Genomic DNA, 18,450 nt, shown 5'->3' on the forward strand with positions numbered 1-18,450 from the left:
CTATTATAAATTTTTTTAAAAATATTTTAATATTACTTGGAGCTGATGGTTTGGAAGCAGTTTTATATGCCCTTTCTGGGTTTTTAATGAAGTTATCCGATGACGCCCACGATAAACGAAATAACACCATATTTGCGATATTTGCGGGTCTTCTATGTGTTGCATGCATTGCTTACCTTGCAGTAACCAGCGCGGATGCTGCAACCATATTCATAGCCATACTGATTGGAAATTTCCTGTCATGGAAGGTTGACAGTATAAATCACATGGTTTCGTTCATTATTTTAATGGGAATCCTTATAATTTTGGGCATACCTACAATAGGGATTATAACTCTGGCTGTGTGTACTGCAGCGGCATTTTTAGATGAGATCGGGAACGACAATCCATGGGTTTCAAGACATGGTAAAGTGCTTGAATTCTTTTTTGACCACAGATTCACACTTAAAATAGCAGTTCTATTATTTGCAGTCCTTGGAATATTCCAGACAGTATTTCCGGCTCTTAAAATTCCTGGAGTCCAGTATTTTCAGTTTCAAACGTTTATATATTTCCTTTTCTTTGAAATATGCTATGAAATAGCGGGTTTAAAGTTTGATACCATCTATGATGGATTTTACCACATTTTCAGGGTCTTCAGCAAGATAAATTGACCTTCCAACTATGACTGCATCTGCAAAACGAAGTGTTTTTGCTGCATCTCCGCCTTGAGCTCCAACTCCTGGAGATATTATGAATGAATCGTTTCCCACGATATTTCGGATTTTTTCCAGGCGGTCGAGTTTTGTAGCCGGTGCAACGTAGTTTTTGATACCCATTTCCACACCCATGGCTGCAATATCTTCTGAAACTCCTTTAAGAAACCTTGAAGCTCCGGGGTGGGACATTTCTGTCAGCAAAAAAACATCTTTCCCATGGTCTTCAGCCGATTCAAGGCAGGCCTCCACACTGTCATTTCCAACAAAGCCGTGGACAATTACCGCGTCTGCACCTGCGTTGAAGGTTAAATCTGCTATTTTACTGTTTGTTTCTGGGATGTCTGCAACCTTAAAATCAGCTATAACGTTGCAGTCAAATTCTTCTTTTATTTGGGTTATAGATTCAAGTCCCTCGGCCAGTGCAAGGGGGTAACCGATTTTTATGGTGTTTATGTAATCTGAAACTTTGCCAGCTATTTTCATTGCACTTTCCATTGTGTTAACATCGAGTGCGAGTATGATCTTGTTTTTAACTTCCATGGATTTAGTATGTTGAAGCTGTTTAAATGATTTTTGGGATATTCTAGGATGTTCTATGATTTAACTGAACTGATTATGTGGAAATAAAATGAATAATTATATGGAGATAAACGCTGGATACTGGGCTATTTTGAAGCTTGATCTTAAAAAGATAAGACTTAAAAGCCTGAAACTCAGTGTCTTAAACTATTTTTTATTGGATTAGAGAATAGATTTTCAGATTATATAACTCATTTAAATAAAGAACTTTTTTTGATTCAGGTAGAATTATTCTAGGTTCTAATGATAGGTTTAGAATTTGTTCAGGTTTTTCTGCACCAATCCTATTAATCATTCTAAAAAATTTATTACAGGCTCTTCGGGAAGAAAATAGCAAACTTTAAATAGACATTTATTCAATTTTACTTTAATTAAAATCAAGTATATTTTAAGTTTTTTAAAAAAGGTAGAATTTGAAAAATAAATTTAAATAAGGTAAAGTTTAACAAAAGTAAAGGAGATTTTAAAAATGCATATAATGGAAGGATTCTTGCCGTGGTACTGGTGTGTCTTCTGGTACGCACTTGCTCTGCCGGTTATAGCCTACGGTGTGATCCAGATAAAAAAAGTAACAAAAGAACAACCAGACTCAAAACCATTGTTGGCAGTTGCCGGAGCATTTATGTTTATTTTATCCTCTTTGAAGATGCCATCGGTAACTGGAAGCTGTTCTCATCCATGTGGTAACGGTTTAGGTGCAGTACTCTTCGGTCCAGCAGCCGTAAGTGTTTTGGGAGCAATAGTACTTGTTTTCCAGGCACTGCTTCTGGCTCATGGTGGAATAACCACACTTGGTGCCAACGACTTTTCAATGGGTATTGTAGGTCCGTTTGCAGCATGGTTAATATGGAAAGGTGCAAGAAAAGCAGGATGGTCCCCTTCATTGGCCATATTCCTGGCAGCAGTTGCAGGTGACTGGTTAACATATGTTACAACTGCAGTACAGCTTTCACTGGCATTCCCGGTACCAACCTTTGGATCTGCACTTGTAAAGTTCATAGCTATATACGCCTACACCCAGGTACCACTTGCAATAGCAGAAGGTCTTTTAACAGTTGTGATATTCGAGTACATAATGAAACTCAGACCAGATATCCTGGTACGCTTAAAAGTTCTGAAACCTGAGGAAGGGAAAAAAATAGCAGCAGAAACAGCGGAGGCGGCTTAAAATGGTAAATAAAAAAGCCATAGTTCTACTCTGTCTGGTTGCAGTAATTGTAATTTTCCCCCTAGCTCTCTACAATGGTAAAGGAGAAGATCAGGGCTACTTTGGAGGTGCTGATGACCAGGGAAGTGAGGTCATAGAATCAACAGGTTATGTTCCATGGGTACATTCTCTATGGGAACCACCAAGCGGTGAGATAGAAAGCCTTTTATTTGCTCTTCAGGCAGCTATTGGGGCCATAATCATAGGTTATGTCCTTGGTTACTGGCAGTGTCAGTCAAATATAAGAAAAAGGAAAGAAAAAGGTGACGAAATTCCTCAAAATGAGATGAAATGGGAATGATGAAGGAAATACTGAATTAGACAATGCAGGAACTTAAAGCAGTTACAACCCCAATAAGGGGTTAACTGCCTATATTTTAAAACGAGGAAATACTGGTGATATAATGTCTATATTTGAAACCACACTGGACGGCTATGCTCATTCAAACGGGCTTAGAAATGTAAATACATACTATAAGGTGTTATTTGCAATTTTAACCATGCTTGTAAGCTTAGTATCTCAATCACCCATTGTCCCTATCGTTATATTTGGAACTGTAACAGCTTTAATTATTTTTAAGGCTAAAATTTCTGCTAAATTCTATTTGAAATTTATGGCAGTTCCATTTATATTCGCACTTATAAACTTCATTTTCATGGCAATATTTTTTGGAGTAGGTGCACCAATACTGAAACTTGGAATATTCAATTTGGCAGTGACTGTAGATGGATTCAACCTTGGATTTCTTCTTTTAGCCAGAATAATGGGAGGTTTTTCATGTCTGGCCTTTTTGGCACTTACCACTCCAATGACAGAACTTTTCGCGGTGTTTGAAGACATCAAGATCCCACAGATCGTTATTGAAATTGCAATGCTCATGTACCGCTACATATTTTTGTTCCTGGATGAAGCCACCACAATGTACCATTCACAGGAAACAAAGCTTGGTTATTCCAGCTTCAAAAAATCGTACAAATCCTTAGGGATGCTTGCAAGCAACCTCTTCATAAAAACATGGATGAAAGGGGAGCAAGTGTACATTGCAATGGAATCAAGATGCTATGATGGCTCAATAAGAACCATGGGAGAAACTGGAAGTATAAGAAATATAGGGGCTCGAAATCTGATTTTACTGGTCTTATTTGAAGTTGTTCTCTCGATTGGAACCATTCTTACAGGTAGTCTCAGTATTTTCTGATTTTAGGTAATCTAATATTTCCTAATTTTAAACGCAAATAATAGATTCTAGGTAGATTCAGTATTTAGTGTGCTAAAAATGGGAATGAGCATCTCAAACTTATTTTAAAGTTATTTTTTGTATAAACTGATATGAGGTGATACAATGAATGTTATTGAAACCAAAGAAATTTTATATGAATATCCTGACGGTACGAAGGCACTTGAAGACGTTAACTTCAAAGCAGAAAGTGGTAAAATTATTGCACTTCTTGGGCCAAACGGTGCCGGCAAATCCACGTTGTTTCTTCATTTCAATGGTATATTAGAGCCATCTTCAGGGGAAGTCCTGGTTAATGGTAGGCCAATAAGCTATGACAAAAAAGAGTTGATGAAGGTTAGGCAGGAAGTGGGCATAGTATTCCAGAACCCTGATGACCAGCTATTTGCACCTACAGTGATGGAAGATGTTGCATTTGGCCCGATGAACATAGGACTTTCCAAAGAAAAAGTTGAGTCCCGGGTTAAAGAGGCTCTTAAAAGAGTGGGGATGGAAGGATTTGAGAAAAAACCACCACACCACTTGAGCGGCGGCCAAAAAAAGAGGGTTACAATTGCAGGTATTCTTGCAATGAAACCGAAGATAATGGTTCTGGATGAACCTACAAGTGGACTGGATCCCAGAGGCGCATCCCAGATAATGCGTTTACTCTATGAACTCAATGAAGAAGGTATGACCATCATCATATCCACCCACGACGTTGACCTTGTCCCTCTTTACGCATCCACAGTTTACATAATAAGCCATGGGAACATAATAAAGGAAGGTAGCCCTCAGACTGTTTTCAGTGATGTTGAAACCATAAGAAATGCGAATTTACGGCTTCCACGCATAGCACACCTTATGGAAATACTTAATAAAGAAGACCATGTTTCATTTGGCAAACCATATCCCCTTACTATAGGAGAGGCAAGAAGAAAGATACGTGAACAGGCCAAAGACTGAGTTTTTCAAGATTTAATTTAAAATAGTAGATACACTCCCTTTTCATTCAATATCCGCACAAACATGGTATTTCAGCGCACATTGGTATTACTCAATATATAAAGAAAATCCATAATAGTATTACCAAATTTATTATTTTTTTGAAAATTGGATGGATTAAGGCTTCTACACAGATCTAAGGTATTACTAACTATATAAAAAAAATACAAAATCGTATTAACAAATTGGAGTGATAACGTATGGATTTCACATCTTCAAGTTTAACTACATTTCCCCTGCAGATCAGCCTGGTTTTCATGGTTGCTGCATTTATACTCGGTGCATTACATGCATTAGAGCCAGGACACGGAAAAGCTGTCATGGCGGCATTTGTAATGGGCACTGACGCAACTTTGGAAGATACATTGTTACTTGGTGGTACAGTGGTTTTTTCCCACGTGATAGTGGTTGTTCTTCTTGGAATTGTTTCATTGTTCCTTGCTGGATCTTTGAACGTAAACACAACCCATGATTTGATGAGCATAGTAGGTGGGGTCATACTTGTTGCAGTTGGTTTGTGGATACTGAAGAAGTACCATCATCCACACCATCATCATGAGCACAGTATCAATACAAAGGAGGCTAATACAAAAAGGGGTGTTGTTGCAATTGGATTATCCACTGGCATAATACCCTGTCCTGCAGCACTTGCAGTGCTACTTTTCAGCATTGCAAACGGCCAGTTTTACAATGGTGTTATTTACGTTCTGGTGTTCAGCGCAGGCCTTGCAATATCAATAACTCTCCTTTCAGTGCTTTTTGTTAAAGGAAAAGACTTTATCCAGAACTACGTGAGCAACAAAACCATAAACAAAATTCCAATTTTAAGCGCCAGTTTAATCATCATTATAGGATTATTAACGCTGCTACAACCCATAACAGAGTATCTATTACCATTTTTACATGTATAAAAGGTCTTGGTTGATAATAGATAATAATCTGCAGTCTGATGACGATATGGACATTCACAGGAACAAATTGGAGAAGGATTTTAGGAAAAATTGGAAGAATAAAAAAATTTAATTTAAAAAGGATTAAAATAAATCAAACAAGGAAAGTATGATGTGTTTTTGAAGTATCTTAAATGGTTAAGTGTAATTTAATGGCTTTAAAACTATAATACATGTTTAAAGTTGTTAGTTACTATTTAACCATCCTCTTCTCTTTTTTTGAAAGTATTAATCAACTATTTTATGTAGTAGATCATATCAAAAGTAAATTATATCAATTATAATTGAATTTATATAAAATTTATATGTGATATCATGATCATTGAAACAGATAAAATCGTATATGAATATCCTGACGGCACGAAAGCCCTTGAAAATGTTAATTTTCATGCTGAAGAAGGTAAAATCGTTGCGCTGCTTGGACCAAATGGTGCTGGAAAATCCACACTTTTTTTACACTTCAACGGAATATTAGAACCAACCTCTGGAACTGTTAAAATAGATGGAGAACCTGTAAATTACAAGAAAAAGGATCTCATGAAGGTGAGACAGAAGGTAGGCATAGTATTCCAAAACCCTGATGACCAGCTATTTGCACCTACTGTGATGGAAGATGTTGCATTTGGGCCCATGAACCTGGGACTTTCTAAAGAAGAAGTGGATTTAAGGGTTAAAGAATCCCTTGAAAAGGTTGGAATGGCCGGATTTGAGAAAAAACCACCACACCATTTGAGCGGCGGCCAGAAGAAGCGAGTTGCAATCGCAGGTATCCTTGCAATGAATCCAAAGATAATGGTTCTGGATGAACCCACAAGCGGTCTGGACCCAAAAGGAGCGTCCCACATTCTCCAGTTGCTTTACCAGCTTAACAAAGAAGGTATGACAATTGTTATATCGACCCACGACGTGGATCTGGTGCCATTATACGCGGATAGTGTTTATATAATCAGCAAAGGCAAGATAATTAAGGAAGGCAGTCCTCAGGAAGTTTTTGGAGATGTTGAAACCATTCGAAAGGCAGATTTAAGGCTTCCAAGGATAGCACACCTCATGGAAATACTTCAAAAAGAAGATGAGGTTTCCTTTGGAAAACCATACCCTTTAACCATAGGAGAAGCAAGAAGAAGAATTTTAAAAGAGATCGAACACTGACATGAGTCACATTAGATGATTTTTTCAATGGTTCTCTCAAGTATTATTTATTTTCCTTATTTTTAATCCAACAATCTTTTTATAATCTTTTTATAATCCTTTGATATTCAAATAGAATTTAAGAAATTTAAGAGGTTGAAAAATGACAGAAACTCTTGTTTCAATATCAAAATGTAATTCTTACGATTTAGAATTGGTTCAAAATGCTGTAAAAAACTCAGTAGATGCCATTGGGGGTTTATCTTCATTTGTAAAACCTGGGGATAAAGTTCTAATTAAACCAAACATGCTTCAGGCCAAAACACCTGAAGAAGCCATAACAACCCATCCTACAGTTATAGAATCTGTAATAAATCTCGTTAAAGATGTAGGGGCCATTCCGATGGTTGGAGACAGTCCTGGTGGGCCTGCAAGGGGTATGGAAAGGTTTTGGAAAGTTACGGGAATGTTAGATGTCTGTGAACGTACAAAAACGTCTTTAATCAACTTTGAGAAGTCTGGGGTTTATGAAATGGAAAGGAAAGGTAGACTATATCATATTGCAAAACCAGTTATTGACTGTGATGTAATTATCAACCTGCCGAAAATCAAAACCCACGGCCTCACAACTTTTACATGTGCTGTTAAAAATATGTATGGAGTTGTTCCAGGCCTCAGAAAAACAGAATATCATAAAATGGCCCCAAAACCATCTGACTTTGCTGAGATGGTGGTGGATATATTTGCACTGACAAAACCCCAGCTCAATATAGTTGATGGAATAATCGGAATGGATGGATCAGGACCTTCTGCAGGAAATCCCAAAGAAATTGGAGTTATACTTGCATCTGGCGATTCTGTTGCACTGGACTGTTTTATATGCCACTGCCTAGGTAAAGATCCAATGAAGGTGCCTTCAAACAGAATAGCTCAAGAGCAAGGTCTTGGAGAGGGTGTTGTGGAAAATATTCATGTTATAGGAGAATTTCCGGTTATAGATGACTTCAAATGGCCCCCAAATATGGCAGGCACGATGGAACTGATTCCGTCGTCAATTGCACGGGGCTTGATGAAGCTCTGGTGGTCAAGACCTTCAATTGATCCGGATATCTGCACTAACTGTAACACATGTGTTAAAAGCTGTCCTGTGGATGCATTAATAAAAAACAATCCAATACCGGAATTTGAGTATGGAGAATGCATAAACTGTCTGTGTTGCATGGAAATGTGCCCTGAAAAAGCGGTATTTGAAGATAAAAGCAGATTATATAAATTAATTTCAAGGTTTACAAAATCAGATTAAATTAGTATAAAAGGAATCTTAAATCAATTACAACTCTTAAATCAACTACAACTAATTTAAGATTTCCAAGACAGACTTAAGTAAAATTTCCAAGAATTAAAAAAAAGGTTGAAATTCAAATTTATTCAGCAATATTTATTGCCTTCATTGGACAGGAATAGGTGCATACACCGCATCCAATGCACAGCTTATCATCAACCTCAACACTCCAATCATCTTCAATTGAAATGGCAGTTACAGGGCACAAAGACACGCATGCACCACAGTCTATGCATTTATCGTCGTCCTTTTTTACAACCCTTTTTATTGGGTTGAGATTGATTCCCTCTTTTTCGAGAAATTTTATACCTTCCTCAGCTTCGCTGCCGCTTATTTCAATGAGCATTTTACCCCCTTTGGGTGTTATGTCTGCTTTGAGGATGTTGAAGCTCACATCATAATTTTTAATGAGATCAGATATCACTGTTTTGTTTACTATGTTTGGTGAAAAATTTAGCCATGCTTTCATAAGGAACCACCATTTTTACCTTTTTTTGTATCGTAGATCAACCTTGAAATGTCTTCGGTTGTTATCATGCCCTTCACATTATTTTCTTTGTCTATAATTGGGAGCCCTGAAATTTCATACTTATCTATACGTCTTGCTATAACATCAACAGGCTCATCTTCACGGGCTATTATTACTTTACGGGTCATAACATCTGATAATTTCTTTTTACCCTTGGCAACAGCGTTTGCTATGTCCCATGATGTTACTATTCCCCGGAGTTTTCCATTCTTATCAACAACTGGAAGATGGTTTACACTGTTGTCAACGAGTTTCTTTGCAACTGCATCAACTTCATCTGTTGGATAAACGGTTATAAACGGTTTAATTTTAATATTTTTCACAAGAATTGAAGGTTTTTTAATTTCCAGTGGATTTACACTGATTCCTTCAGATGGTAACTTTGAAACTGGATTTGTAAGGTAAAACTCTCCTTTATTTATCCAATTTTTAAGCTCTCCTGCAATCTCCACAGACTTTTTGTAGGATGATAATGGTGATGTTGGAACTTCAACACCGTTAATTTCAATATGTCCAGTTCTAAGTTCTTTATAATTGGTTTTCAGTATTGTGGGACGATTTCGTTTTGGTACACCGTAATCAACAACATGACAAACGATTTCTTCATCGCTTATGGCAGTCCTTCTGGCTATCTCTTCGTTGAGTACAGGTATTGGAACGCCTAATCCCACAAAAAGTGTTGAACCGTATTTGGGCATGGTTGCACCGCGCACATAGTCTGAGCTCATCTTTTTCATGTCTCCCTTGAGCATGAGCGTACCCGCCCCATCAACAGGAACTCCATTTTCACGTTCAACTTCAGTGTTGTGCTGTGTTCCTTCCCCTATTATGTAACCTTGAGCTCCACAGAGGAATATTCGAGTACCTAACCCTATAGTTTCAAAGTAAGGGTCATTTAAAAGTGGGCTGAGCTCACCAGCGCTTGAATAACTCACGTTCCCCATTTTAGGTAATAGTGTACCCATGTACGTGTAAAGTGTTTCTTCAGTGGAGTTGGTTGCTGCAGCATAGTTCTGGTAACTGTTTCTTGGGTTTACCATAACAGCTTGGTTCAGTTTTTCAATGTTTATACTGGTTTTTACCTCTTTGAGCGGATAACAATCTGTTCCATAGGATTCTGCAATGAGTTCTATGTCTTTGCCCCTTATAAGATCCTCTATTACATGAGCTCCACCGTAGTCAAAGGCTATGTCAGGATTCCTGTTTGGTTGACCTGCCCCCAAGTAAGCATCAACAGCAGCAAGTCCTGAGTAAGCTTCAACACCATTTAGATAAGTTTTTGCCATTTTTATTGGTGGGTCTGAATGTCCGAAGTTTAAGAAAGCTCCTGAAGAGCACATGGCACCAAATGTACCTGTTGTTACAACATCAACCTCATTAGCAGCTTTTTCTGCACCATTCTCCCTTACAATTTGGGTCATCTCAGCGGCTGTTACAACAACCACATCTCCATCTTTGATCTTCTGGTTTATTTCTTCTATGGTCTTCATTTACTCACCCAGTGTCGCTACTTGTCATTCAATAAAATCAATCAAAATAAATGCTTGTATAAATCATTAATCTAGTGATTTATTAGGTTATAGATCTAATGATTTATTAGGTTATACTTGTTATTAAATCATAGACTATCCGCATAGACTATCTAGACTAAATGAAAAAAAATGAGGATTACAACTTAATTTTATTAGGATGATCTAAAAAAAAAGAATATGTAAATAGGATATAATTCACCTTTAACCTTCTACACCCATCCTTTCTCCATATACTAATTTAATTTGCAGACTTTTGGACCGCAACAGAAGTGTTGTATGTCAAATTGAATTAACACTTTTTCACTTCCAGTACTTGATCCAGATACATTGAATATAACATAATTACTTTTTTCCCGATTATAGTTATCTTAAGCCAGCTTAAGATAAATGATATAAATACCAATTTTTATGGTTCTATAAACCCGGTTTAAAGGGGCTCCACCCCTACTAATTGGGTGTGTGTCATGTACGCTGCTTCACTATATCCTTTAGGGTAACAGGTTATTAAGGTGAGTTCAGCATTTCCTGCAAGGAATTGCACGGGATTTGTTTCGTAATCCCATTTAATATCACCGTTGCTCGTTACCTGATAAATGTATTTCTTTTGCGTTATGAAATCGTTTATTATTACTTGATCTCCTACTTTAAGCTGGTCAATTTCGTCAAATGGTGCAGAATACTTGGTGTGGTGTCCATATATTCCAACTGTACCATTTTCACCGGGATAAAAACTTGGTGAGTGGTAAACATCGTTATATGCATTTACTGTCTCTGTATGTATGTTCCAAGTCTTTCCTAAGGTGGGAAGTGATAGAGTCCCAATTATATTTGTGTTTTCAGTTGTGGAATTTTTAATACTCATACTTTTGGCCACAACATCTAATTGCTTACTACTTTCCGATGAATTAGTGGGACTGGTGAAAATGATACTGTAAAGCGCTCCATTTTTTTCAGCCCATATTTCTGTTCTTTTAAGAGAAGTGCCGTTTTGAGTTATTTGATAAACATTTTCATGGGCTTCGGTTCCATTTAGATCGACAACACTGTGAGATACAAATTTAAATCCGGATTGTTCTGCTGCAGATGATTTAAGTGTAAAATTCTCTGGAGGAGTATAACCTGCAGGTATGGCCTGTTTGTTAACTGTTAAATTTGATCCAGATTTAGGATCTGTGAATACAACTATTTCAGGTGTGCTTGTTCCATTAATTATTTGCCAGCTTTGTGGATAATCAAATGAGATATCACTACCATTATACTGGTTAGTTTCAATTTTTTCTCCTGCAAAAACTACTGCAAGAATAATAAACACACAGGGAATAACTATTAAATAGAAAGATTTGATTTTCAAAAGATTTCCTCACTTACTTTTAATATATTAATTTTTATTAATTATGAATTATTTTGTATCTTCATTCTCATTGTATCATATAAATTCTTCGTAACATAAAATAAAAGATTTTTTTAATATCAATGCAAAATTAAATCTGAATTTCATGCATCCATTAATTTAACTGAAACGTTATTCCATAAATAGATCAAATAATTAGTCCATAAATTTGTTAATTTTTATACAGATCTCATTTCATAATTGTTTTAAATACTTATTTTTATATTAACCCAAAAAATATACCCTAAAAAGACATAAATTAAATTATATACTTAAAATATTAAAATTATAATATTATTATTGTAGTTTATGAGAACGGGGGTCTAAATATAGCATATATGACTGAAGATGAGTTAGATCTAGATTTACTCAAAAAAACAATTACTTCTCTTGAAAAAAGAGCAGATTATACGGATATAAGAGTTAATGAGAGTTATAACACGGCAATAATTATGAAAGACAGCAAGATCCAGGAGATAAGATCAGGTTCGGATCTTGGAGGCTGTATCCGTGTGCTTAAAGGAGGAGCATGGGGTTTTGCATTCACAAATCAAATATCCAAGATTGGAGAAGCAGCAGAATCTGCATTGAAACTTGCAAATTCTCTACAAAGTGATGTGGAACTTTCAGATGCACGGCCCGAAGTTGATACTGTGAAATGCCTGGCAAAGCTCAAACCATCCGATGTATCAATGGATGAGAAGAAGGAGATAATGTCCGATGCTGACAGCGCAGCAAAAATCCCAAAAGTTGTGAGTACAACTGTAAACTACGTTGATACAGAGGGAACAACAACCTTCCTCAATTCAGAAGGGTCATTCCTCACAATTGAAGAATCCAGAGTTGCGATGTTTTTAAATGCCGTAGCTTCAGATGAGGGTATCATCCAGTTTGGACACAAAAGTATAGGTGGAGCAAAAGGTTTTGAGGCCGTAAAAAATGAGGATATAGAAAAATTCGGAAGAACTGCTGCTTCAAAGGCAGTGAGGCTTCTGAAAGCAAATTCACCACCATCTGGAAGTTTTCCTGTTGTCCTGGACTCTGAACTTACAGGGGTGTTCATCCATGAAGCATTGGGTCATGCTACAGAAGCCGACCTGATCCTGCAGAATGATTCAATACTCAAAGGCAAAATGGGAACACAAATAGGTTCTAAACTTGTTACAATAGTGGATGATGCAAGTATGGACGCATTTGGATATTACCCCTACGATGCTGAGGGTGTAAAGACACGTGAGAATGTTCTTGTGAAAGACGGAACCTTGGTTTCCCTTATGAGCTCCAGGGAAACAGCGTCGAAACTCGGAATCACACCATCTGGAAATGCCAGATCTGCTGTTGGGGAACAACCAATAGTTCGTATGAGCAACACCTATCTGAAACCAGGTGATCAAACCTTTGATGAATTGGTTGAAGGTATGAAAACCGGAATATATCTTAAAGGCTCAAGAGGTGGTCAGGTGGACACTGGAAAGGGGATATTCCAGTTTAACGCTGCAGAGTCCTTTATGATAGAAAACGGAGAGGTTAAAGAGCCACTGCGAGATGTATCTTTATCCGGAAATATCTTGGAGATGTTGAACCATGTAGATGCAGTGGGATCAGATTTCAAGTTAGGTGTTGGTTTCTGCGGAAAATCAGGGCAGACTGTGCCTGTGGGGGATGGAGGACCTCATGTTAGGGTTACACGAGCAATGGTTGGAGGAGCAATGTGATGAACGGCGAAAAACTATCTGAGGAAAATGGGAACTTTCTGGTTAAACTTGCAAGGAAAGCTATAACAAATTATTTAATGGAAAAAAGAGTTATAGAATTTCCTAAAGATGTAGAGACTCTTTTGAAAGAAGATATGGGTGTTTTTGTAACCTTAACTTGTAATGGAGATCTCAGGGGTTGTATAGGGTATCCAGAACCTGTTATGCCCCTTGTAAATGCGGTTATAGATGCTGCAATATCTGCAGCAACTAGGGATCCGCGCTTCCCACCTTTAAGGGCAGGGGAACTGGATGATATCCATGTTGAAGTGAGCGTTCTAACCAAACCCGAGCTTATAAAAGTTGAAAAACCTTCCCAATACGTGAGTAAAGTTAATATAGGTGGAGATGGCCTTATAGTTGAGAGGGGGCCCTACAGGGGACTTCTTCTTCCTCAAGTGGCTACTGAATGGCATTGGGATGCTGAAGAGTTTCTCTCCAACACCTGCATGAAGGCCGGACTTTCCACAGACTGCTGGCTCTACGAGGATGTGAAGATTTACAAGTTCCACTCCCAGATATTTCAGGAAAAGGAATAGTAAAAAAAGAAGAATTTACTAAACAATCAAAAGGGTAAGGAATAGAAAAGAGTTTACTAAACGATCAGATAAAGGAATATAAAAATAAAGGCTAAAAATAGAGAGAGCATTAAATAAAAAGCTAAAAATAGATAAGAATTAAAATAGGAATTATTAAATTAAGAATTAAATTAAAGAAAGGATTAGAATATAATTAAATTAAGGAATCTGAATAAAGAACCTGAAAATCTGGAAAATTGATGACAATGCTAGAATATTACAAATAATTTAAATAGGTTAATAATAATTATAAATAAAGAAAGTATAACATCATAGAAAAGTACCTATGTACTGGTTTATAAAACTTAAAGATACTTATTATAGAAGCTATATGAATTAAATTTGAATCATTATTTGATTTAAACCTATTTATGCTCTATTTTTAAATGCATTAAACAATGATTAGATAATAAAAACTAATTATTGAACGGATAAAATTATTGAATTGACAATTAGTTTAGATTTAATTGATTTTAGGAGAAAGTGAGATAATGATTATACCAACGATTCCAACACCAGAAGAGGTTCTGGACAAGGGTTTTGGCCGGGCTAAAAAAGCTGCAAATAAGGTCAGAACCTCAAAAATTCCTCGTCATCAAAAGTCAAAGAAGATTGAGGAGGCTCGTATTCAGACGGCCTGTGATGTTATAAAAGAATCATTTACTGCAATTCTTGAGAAGGTCCCCAAGGTAGAGGATATGCACATGTTTTATCAGGATTACATAGATGTGGTTGTTGGTGTTGACCAACTTAAAAAGTCACTTGGAGCTTTAAACTGGGCTGTTGAACTCATATCCAAACTTGAAGGCAAGTACCTTTTTAAAGTCAAAAGGACAAGCCCTGAAAATGCTTCAAGAGTTAGAAGTGAAGCATTTGGCCGTATTTCATCTGTAGTTTACAGGATCGAAGATGAGCTGAACTTTCTGGATTTTGCAAAGGCGAAACTCAGGAACATGCCTTCCATAGACTTTGATGCAACCACAGCAGTTATAGCAGGTTTCCCAAACGTTGGAAAATCAACATTACTTCGACAGATAACATCTGCAGAGCCCAAGGTTGCAGACTATCCATTCACAACCACTGGAATCCAGATAGGTCACTTCGAAAAAAGATGGCAGCACTACCAGATAATTGACACTCCCGGACTTCTTGACCGTCCAATAAATGAAATGAATGAAATAGAGCTCAATGCAATGGTTGCACTGGAACACCTTGCAGATGTGATAATATTCATTTTTGATGCATCTGAAACTTCAGGATATCCACTTGATAGTCAATTTAGACTTTTTGAAGAGATAAAACAGGTTTTTAAAACTCCCATTTTCTCTGTTTTTAACAAAATGGACCTGGTGAAGGATGTTGAGTACATAAATGAAGAGTACATAAATGGATACATTAACAGATTAGAAGCGCCATTGATGGTTGCAGCATCGGAGGGAAAAGGAGTATCTGAAATAATAACGAAGTTGGAGGAATTTAATAATGAAAAGAAGATACGTAGCAGAGCAGATGTTTAACGATATGGTAGATACTATACGCGAAAAACAGGATGGGCTTGAAAGGGCAATATCTGATTATACTTCTAAAGTTCCTGAAAAGTTAATTATGGATGTAATGGAAAACGATGAGAATATCATAGTTAAAATAGACATTCCTGGGGTTAAAAAAGATGATATAAAGATAGATATCACAGAGGACAGCCTGGGGGTCATGGCAAAATTCAAAAGAGAACTGGAAGTTGAGGATGTCAATTATATAAAAAGGGAAAGGAAACACGGAGAGGCGAACAGGATCATAGTTCTGCCTGCAAAGATAATGATGGATGAGACAACTGCAAAGTTCGAAAACGGCGTTTTGACAGTTACACTGCCAAAACTTGAGAAGAAAGAGAGCTTTGAAATCAAAGTGGATTGAGATTAACTTGAATTTTCAGCATTTTGAATCCTAAAATCCAGATTTTATTTATTTTTTAACTAATTATTTTAAACAACTAATTAACAACTTATTTTTTTTAAACAATTTAATTTTTAGCAATTTTATGAATGAGAATAGTCTAAAAAGAATAATTTAATAAAAAGATAAAAATGTAGGGTTTAATTTTTATATTTAATTTTATATGTTCTAAGCCTATATTTATGTTCTAAGTCTATTTACTAATTATAAACGACATTTTCAGGAAGAGAACTAACCTGTGTTAACAATCAGTATCTAACCTTCCCAATATGCCTTGTACTTCCAGGATCCTCTCCGTTGAAGTGCGCAAGGTAATATACGAACCATTCAATTGGAATAACAAGCACAAATGGTGAAAGAAGTGGATTAATGTCTGCGTAATCTTCCATTTTATATAAAATCTTTTTTACGCCAATTTTATCTGAAAATTCCATTGATTTATGGGTCAATTCATCCCCTGAATAATCAGCGTCTAAAAACATTATGGGGACGTCTTTTTCGGCTCTTTCAATTAAACCGTGTCTGAACTCTCCTGAATAAAGTGGACAAGCATGTTTCAACGCACCTTCCATGAACATGGTCATTGCAACCTTATAGGCCAGGCCGTAGTTGGGACCGCTTCCCATACAGTAAAATATCTCATCATCTTTGTATTTTTCTGCAAGAGCCCTGTTTTCATCCTCTGTTTTCTTTATGAGGTCACTTGTGATGGCTGGAACTTTTTCAAGGTCCCTTAAAACATCTTTTGAAGCTTCTGATCCTTCCATGCTAAACAGGATCTCGTATAAAGACATAAGTTGAGTCATATATGTCTTCGTTCCAAGTATTGCTGTTTCTCTATTGCACCTTGTGAGTACAGCATCATCTGACTCTTGCATCATGCTGCTTTTTTCTTCATTTGTGATGGAAACAGTGTACAAACCATTTTCTTTAGCTTTACGTAGCGCTGCCAATGTATCTGAAGTTTCTCCAGATTGGGATGTTAATAGAACTCCTGAATTACCATTCTGCAAACGTTTATGGTAGAAAAATTCGTACCCAGTGTGTACATCTATTTCTTTACCGGATAAGAAACCCATTGCATCCCTTACGGAGTAACAGGTTGAAAGAGAGCTTCCACACCCTACAAGGTGTATTTTATCAAATTCTGCAAATTTCTCTGCTATTTCCTTCATATGGGATTTTTCAGCCTTTAAAGTCTCTTTCAATGATTTGGGCTGCTCTAATATTTCGTAATACATGTCATACTTCATGATCATTCCTCAAAATATCAACTTTTTCCATGAATTTGGTATAAGTATCATCAATACTCTCTTCAATAACTCTTGTATCTGCAGTAGTTTCCATAAAACCAGATTCAACCTTAAAACGAGGTACAATATGGATATGGATATGTTCTATACTTGATCCTGCAGCTTCACCCAGGTTTATGCCTACATTTATTCCGTCAGGTTTTATAACTTCTCTAACGAGTTTTATTGATCTTTGAACAAGAGTAAAAATATCCCTGAGTTCATCGGGATCTAACTGGTTTAAATCCGTGTAGTGTTTTACAGGTACAACCTCAATATGCCCTCTGTTGTAGGGAAATATATTCATAAGCACCATATTGTTCTTGTCCCTATATAAAACTCTTGAAGCTACCTCCTTGTTGCCTTCTGCTATTGCACAGAATGTACAGGAAACATGTGGTTTTTTGCCCACATAGGAACCGCGTGAGGGAGCGAAGAGATCATCGTAACAGGGTCGGGGAACTTCAGGAACGTCGCATTGAGCTTTTTTAGATTCCTGAACATTATATTTATCAAAGAGTTTCGCAATACAAACTGCCATTTCAGCAACTTCCACAGCATCAGGCCCTATAAGACAGATTATAGGTTCTTTTCCCCAGCTTCCTGTGTGGTATACAACATCCGGAACACATCCTACTTTACTTATGGCTTCTTCAACACCCCAAGGTATTGTTCCACCTTCAACTTTGCGCGCAGTTTCAGGTTCCCTGCCCCTATCATATGAAGAAACCTGAAGTCCAAGCTTTTCACATATCTCTATTATGAGGGGGTGATATTTCATGTTCAGGGCGCTTCGACGTGTTGGGTCGTGTTCCATCATACTCAGCACAAGCCTTGCCATGTGTGATGAAGCTCCAAAATCTGGCTCTATGAAAGCCCTTGGCTTGCCGTTTACAACGGTTATGCGACCGGGAATGCCTGCAACGTCATTTATATCTTTTGCATTCTCCTTTGCCATCACAATATTACTTCTAACTTCAGGGATGATGGTTGCAAATTCTGGAGAATTTTGCAGGATTTCAACGGCCCTTTTGATGTTTTCAATTTCCATATTGTACTATATTTTAAATTTATAAGATATAAGTGTTAGTATCAAATGGATTAATAGAATTTAATTTCTTTTAAATCCTTTAAAAAATAGGATTTTTTTAATTAAAGCCTTAATAAGTTATAAAATTTTGAGGCCAATGATCACAAATTTACTATCAAAATTATTATCATTATCTCCAGACCAAGATTCTGATTGGATTTAATGTAATAATTAATAAAAATATGAGGTTGAAAAAATATCTA

General features: G+C 36.8%; 18 protein-coding genes. 12 read left to right on the forward strand and 6 right to left on the reverse strand.

Features of this window, described 5'->3' with window-relative positions; all coding sequences use genetic code 11:
* The first annotated feature begins 50 nt into the window (after window positions 1-50).
* Complete coding sequence (locus MSWAN_RS03210) at window positions 51-653, forward strand: hypothetical protein (RefSeq protein WP_013825180.1); 603 nt, start codon at window positions 51-53, stop codon at window positions 651-653.
* Here MSWAN_RS03210 and pyrF read toward each other — a convergent pair.
* On the reverse strand, window positions 588-1,238 hold the full coding sequence (gene pyrF, locus MSWAN_RS03215) for an orotidine-5'-phosphate decarboxylase (protein WP_013825181.1): 651 nt from the start codon (window positions 1,236-1,238) through the stop codon (window positions 588-590). The genes MSWAN_RS03210 and pyrF overlap by 66 nt on opposite strands.
* Before the next feature lie 508 nt (window positions 1,239-1,746).
* Here pyrF and cbiM point away from each other — a divergent pair.
* From cbiM to MSWAN_RS03250, 7 genes are all read left to right on the forward strand, one after another.
* Window positions 1,747-2,445 carry a cobalt ECF transporter S component CbiM gene (gene cbiM / locus MSWAN_RS03220; RefSeq protein WP_013825183.1) on the forward strand — a complete coding sequence of 233 codons (699 nt, stop codon included), beginning with the start codon at window positions 1,747-1,749 and terminating at the stop codon, window positions 2,443-2,445.
* A gap of 1 nt (window position 2,446) precedes the next feature.
* The gene (locus tag MSWAN_RS03225; RefSeq protein WP_013825184.1) at window positions 2,447-2,785 is read left to right on the forward strand and encodes an energy-coupling factor ABC transporter substrate-binding protein; all 339 of its coding nucleotides are present in this window, start codon (window positions 2,447-2,449) and stop codon (window positions 2,783-2,785) included.
* 103 nt (window positions 2,786-2,888) lie between these two features.
* Entirely contained in the window at window positions 2,889-3,683 is a 795-nt protein-coding gene (gene cbiQ, locus MSWAN_RS03230; RefSeq protein ID WP_013825185.1) for a cobalt ECF transporter T component CbiQ, read from the forward strand.
* A gap of 144 nt (window positions 3,684-3,827) precedes the next feature.
* The gene (locus tag MSWAN_RS03235; protein WP_013825186.1) at window positions 3,828-4,667 is read left to right on the forward strand and encodes an ATP-binding cassette domain-containing protein; all 840 of its coding nucleotides are present in this window, start codon (window positions 3,828-3,830) and stop codon (window positions 4,665-4,667) included.
* A gap of 239 nt (window positions 4,668-4,906) precedes the next feature.
* Window positions 4,907-5,617: a HoxN/HupN/NixA family nickel/cobalt transporter gene (locus MSWAN_RS03240; protein ID WP_013825187.1), complete on the forward strand. Its 711-nt coding sequence runs from the start codon at window positions 4,907-4,909 to the stop codon at window positions 5,615-5,617.
* Between the two features lie 354 nt (window positions 5,618-5,971).
* Entirely contained in the window at window positions 5,972-6,808 is an 837-nt protein-coding gene (locus MSWAN_RS03245) for an ATP-binding cassette domain-containing protein (protein WP_013825188.1), read from the forward strand.
* Between the two features lie 142 nt (window positions 6,809-6,950).
* Window positions 6,951-8,090: a DUF362 domain-containing protein gene (locus MSWAN_RS03250; protein WP_013825189.1), complete on the forward strand. Its 1,140-nt coding sequence runs from the start codon at window positions 6,951-6,953 to the stop codon at window positions 8,088-8,090.
* A 121-nt stretch (window positions 8,091-8,211) separates the two neighbouring features.
* Here the strand turns inward: MSWAN_RS03250 and MSWAN_RS03255 are convergent, their stop codons facing one another.
* The 3 genes from MSWAN_RS03255 to MSWAN_RS03265 form a co-directional block, all read right to left on the reverse strand.
* Entirely contained in the window at window positions 8,212-8,598 is a 387-nt protein-coding gene (locus MSWAN_RS03255; protein ID WP_013825190.1) for a 4Fe-4S dicluster domain-containing protein, read from the reverse strand.
* Window positions 8,595-10,148, reverse strand: a complete 1,554-nt coding sequence (locus MSWAN_RS03260) for a homocysteine biosynthesis protein (protein ID WP_013825191.1) — start codon at window positions 10,146-10,148, stop codon at window positions 8,595-8,597. Before MSWAN_RS03260 ends, MSWAN_RS03255 begins: the two co-directional genes overlap by 4 nt.
* 469 nt (window positions 10,149-10,617) lie before the next feature.
* On the reverse strand, window positions 10,618-11,541 hold the full coding sequence (locus MSWAN_RS03265) for a class E sortase (protein ID WP_013825192.1): 924 nt from the start codon (window positions 11,539-11,541) through the stop codon (window positions 10,618-10,620).
* 377 nt (window positions 11,542-11,918) lie between these two features.
* Between MSWAN_RS03265 and MSWAN_RS03270 the strand changes: the two genes are divergently transcribed.
* The 4 genes from MSWAN_RS03270 to MSWAN_RS03285 all read left to right on the forward strand — a co-directional run bounded on the left by MSWAN_RS03270 (window position 11,919) and on the right by MSWAN_RS03285 (window position 15,826).
* Window positions 11,919-13,295 carry a TldD/PmbA family protein gene (locus MSWAN_RS03270; RefSeq protein WP_013825193.1) on the forward strand — a complete coding sequence of 459 codons (1,377 nt, stop codon included), beginning with the start codon at window positions 11,919-11,921 and terminating at the stop codon, window positions 13,293-13,295.
* Window positions 13,295-13,873 (forward strand): TIGR00296 family protein, encoded by a 579-nt coding sequence (locus tag MSWAN_RS03275; protein ID WP_013825194.1) that lies wholly within the window; start codon window positions 13,295-13,297, stop codon window positions 13,871-13,873. The genes MSWAN_RS03270 and MSWAN_RS03275 overlap by 1 nt, the downstream gene beginning before the upstream one ends.
* Window positions 13,874-14,403: 530 nt before the next feature.
* Entirely contained in the window at window positions 14,404-15,429 is a 1,026-nt protein-coding gene (locus MSWAN_RS03280; protein WP_013825195.1) for an NOG1 family protein, read from the forward strand.
* Window positions 15,395-15,826 (forward strand): Hsp20/alpha crystallin family protein, encoded by a 432-nt coding sequence (locus tag MSWAN_RS03285; RefSeq protein WP_013825196.1) that lies wholly within the window; start codon window positions 15,395-15,397, stop codon window positions 15,824-15,826. The genes MSWAN_RS03280 and MSWAN_RS03285 overlap by 35 nt, the downstream gene beginning before the upstream one ends.
* A 287-nt stretch (window positions 15,827-16,113) precedes the next feature.
* Here MSWAN_RS03285 and MSWAN_RS03290 read toward each other — a convergent pair whose 3' ends face one another.
* Complete coding sequence (locus MSWAN_RS03290; RefSeq protein ID WP_013825197.1) at window positions 16,114-17,118, reverse strand: SIS domain-containing protein; 1,005 nt, start codon at window positions 17,116-17,118, stop codon at window positions 16,114-16,116.
* Window positions 17,108-18,208: a thiamine-phosphate synthase family protein gene (locus MSWAN_RS12435; RefSeq protein ID WP_013825198.1), complete on the reverse strand. Its 1,101-nt coding sequence runs from the start codon at window positions 18,206-18,208 to the stop codon at window positions 17,108-17,110. Before MSWAN_RS12435 ends, MSWAN_RS03290 begins: the two co-directional genes overlap by 11 nt.
* Window positions 18,209-18,450: the final 242 nt, after the last annotated feature.

The organism is Methanobacterium paludis, assembly GCF_000214725.1.
In the GTDB taxonomy this organism is placed as follows: domain Archaea; phylum Methanobacteriota; class Methanobacteria; order Methanobacteriales; family Methanobacteriaceae; genus Methanobacterium_C; species Methanobacterium_C paludis.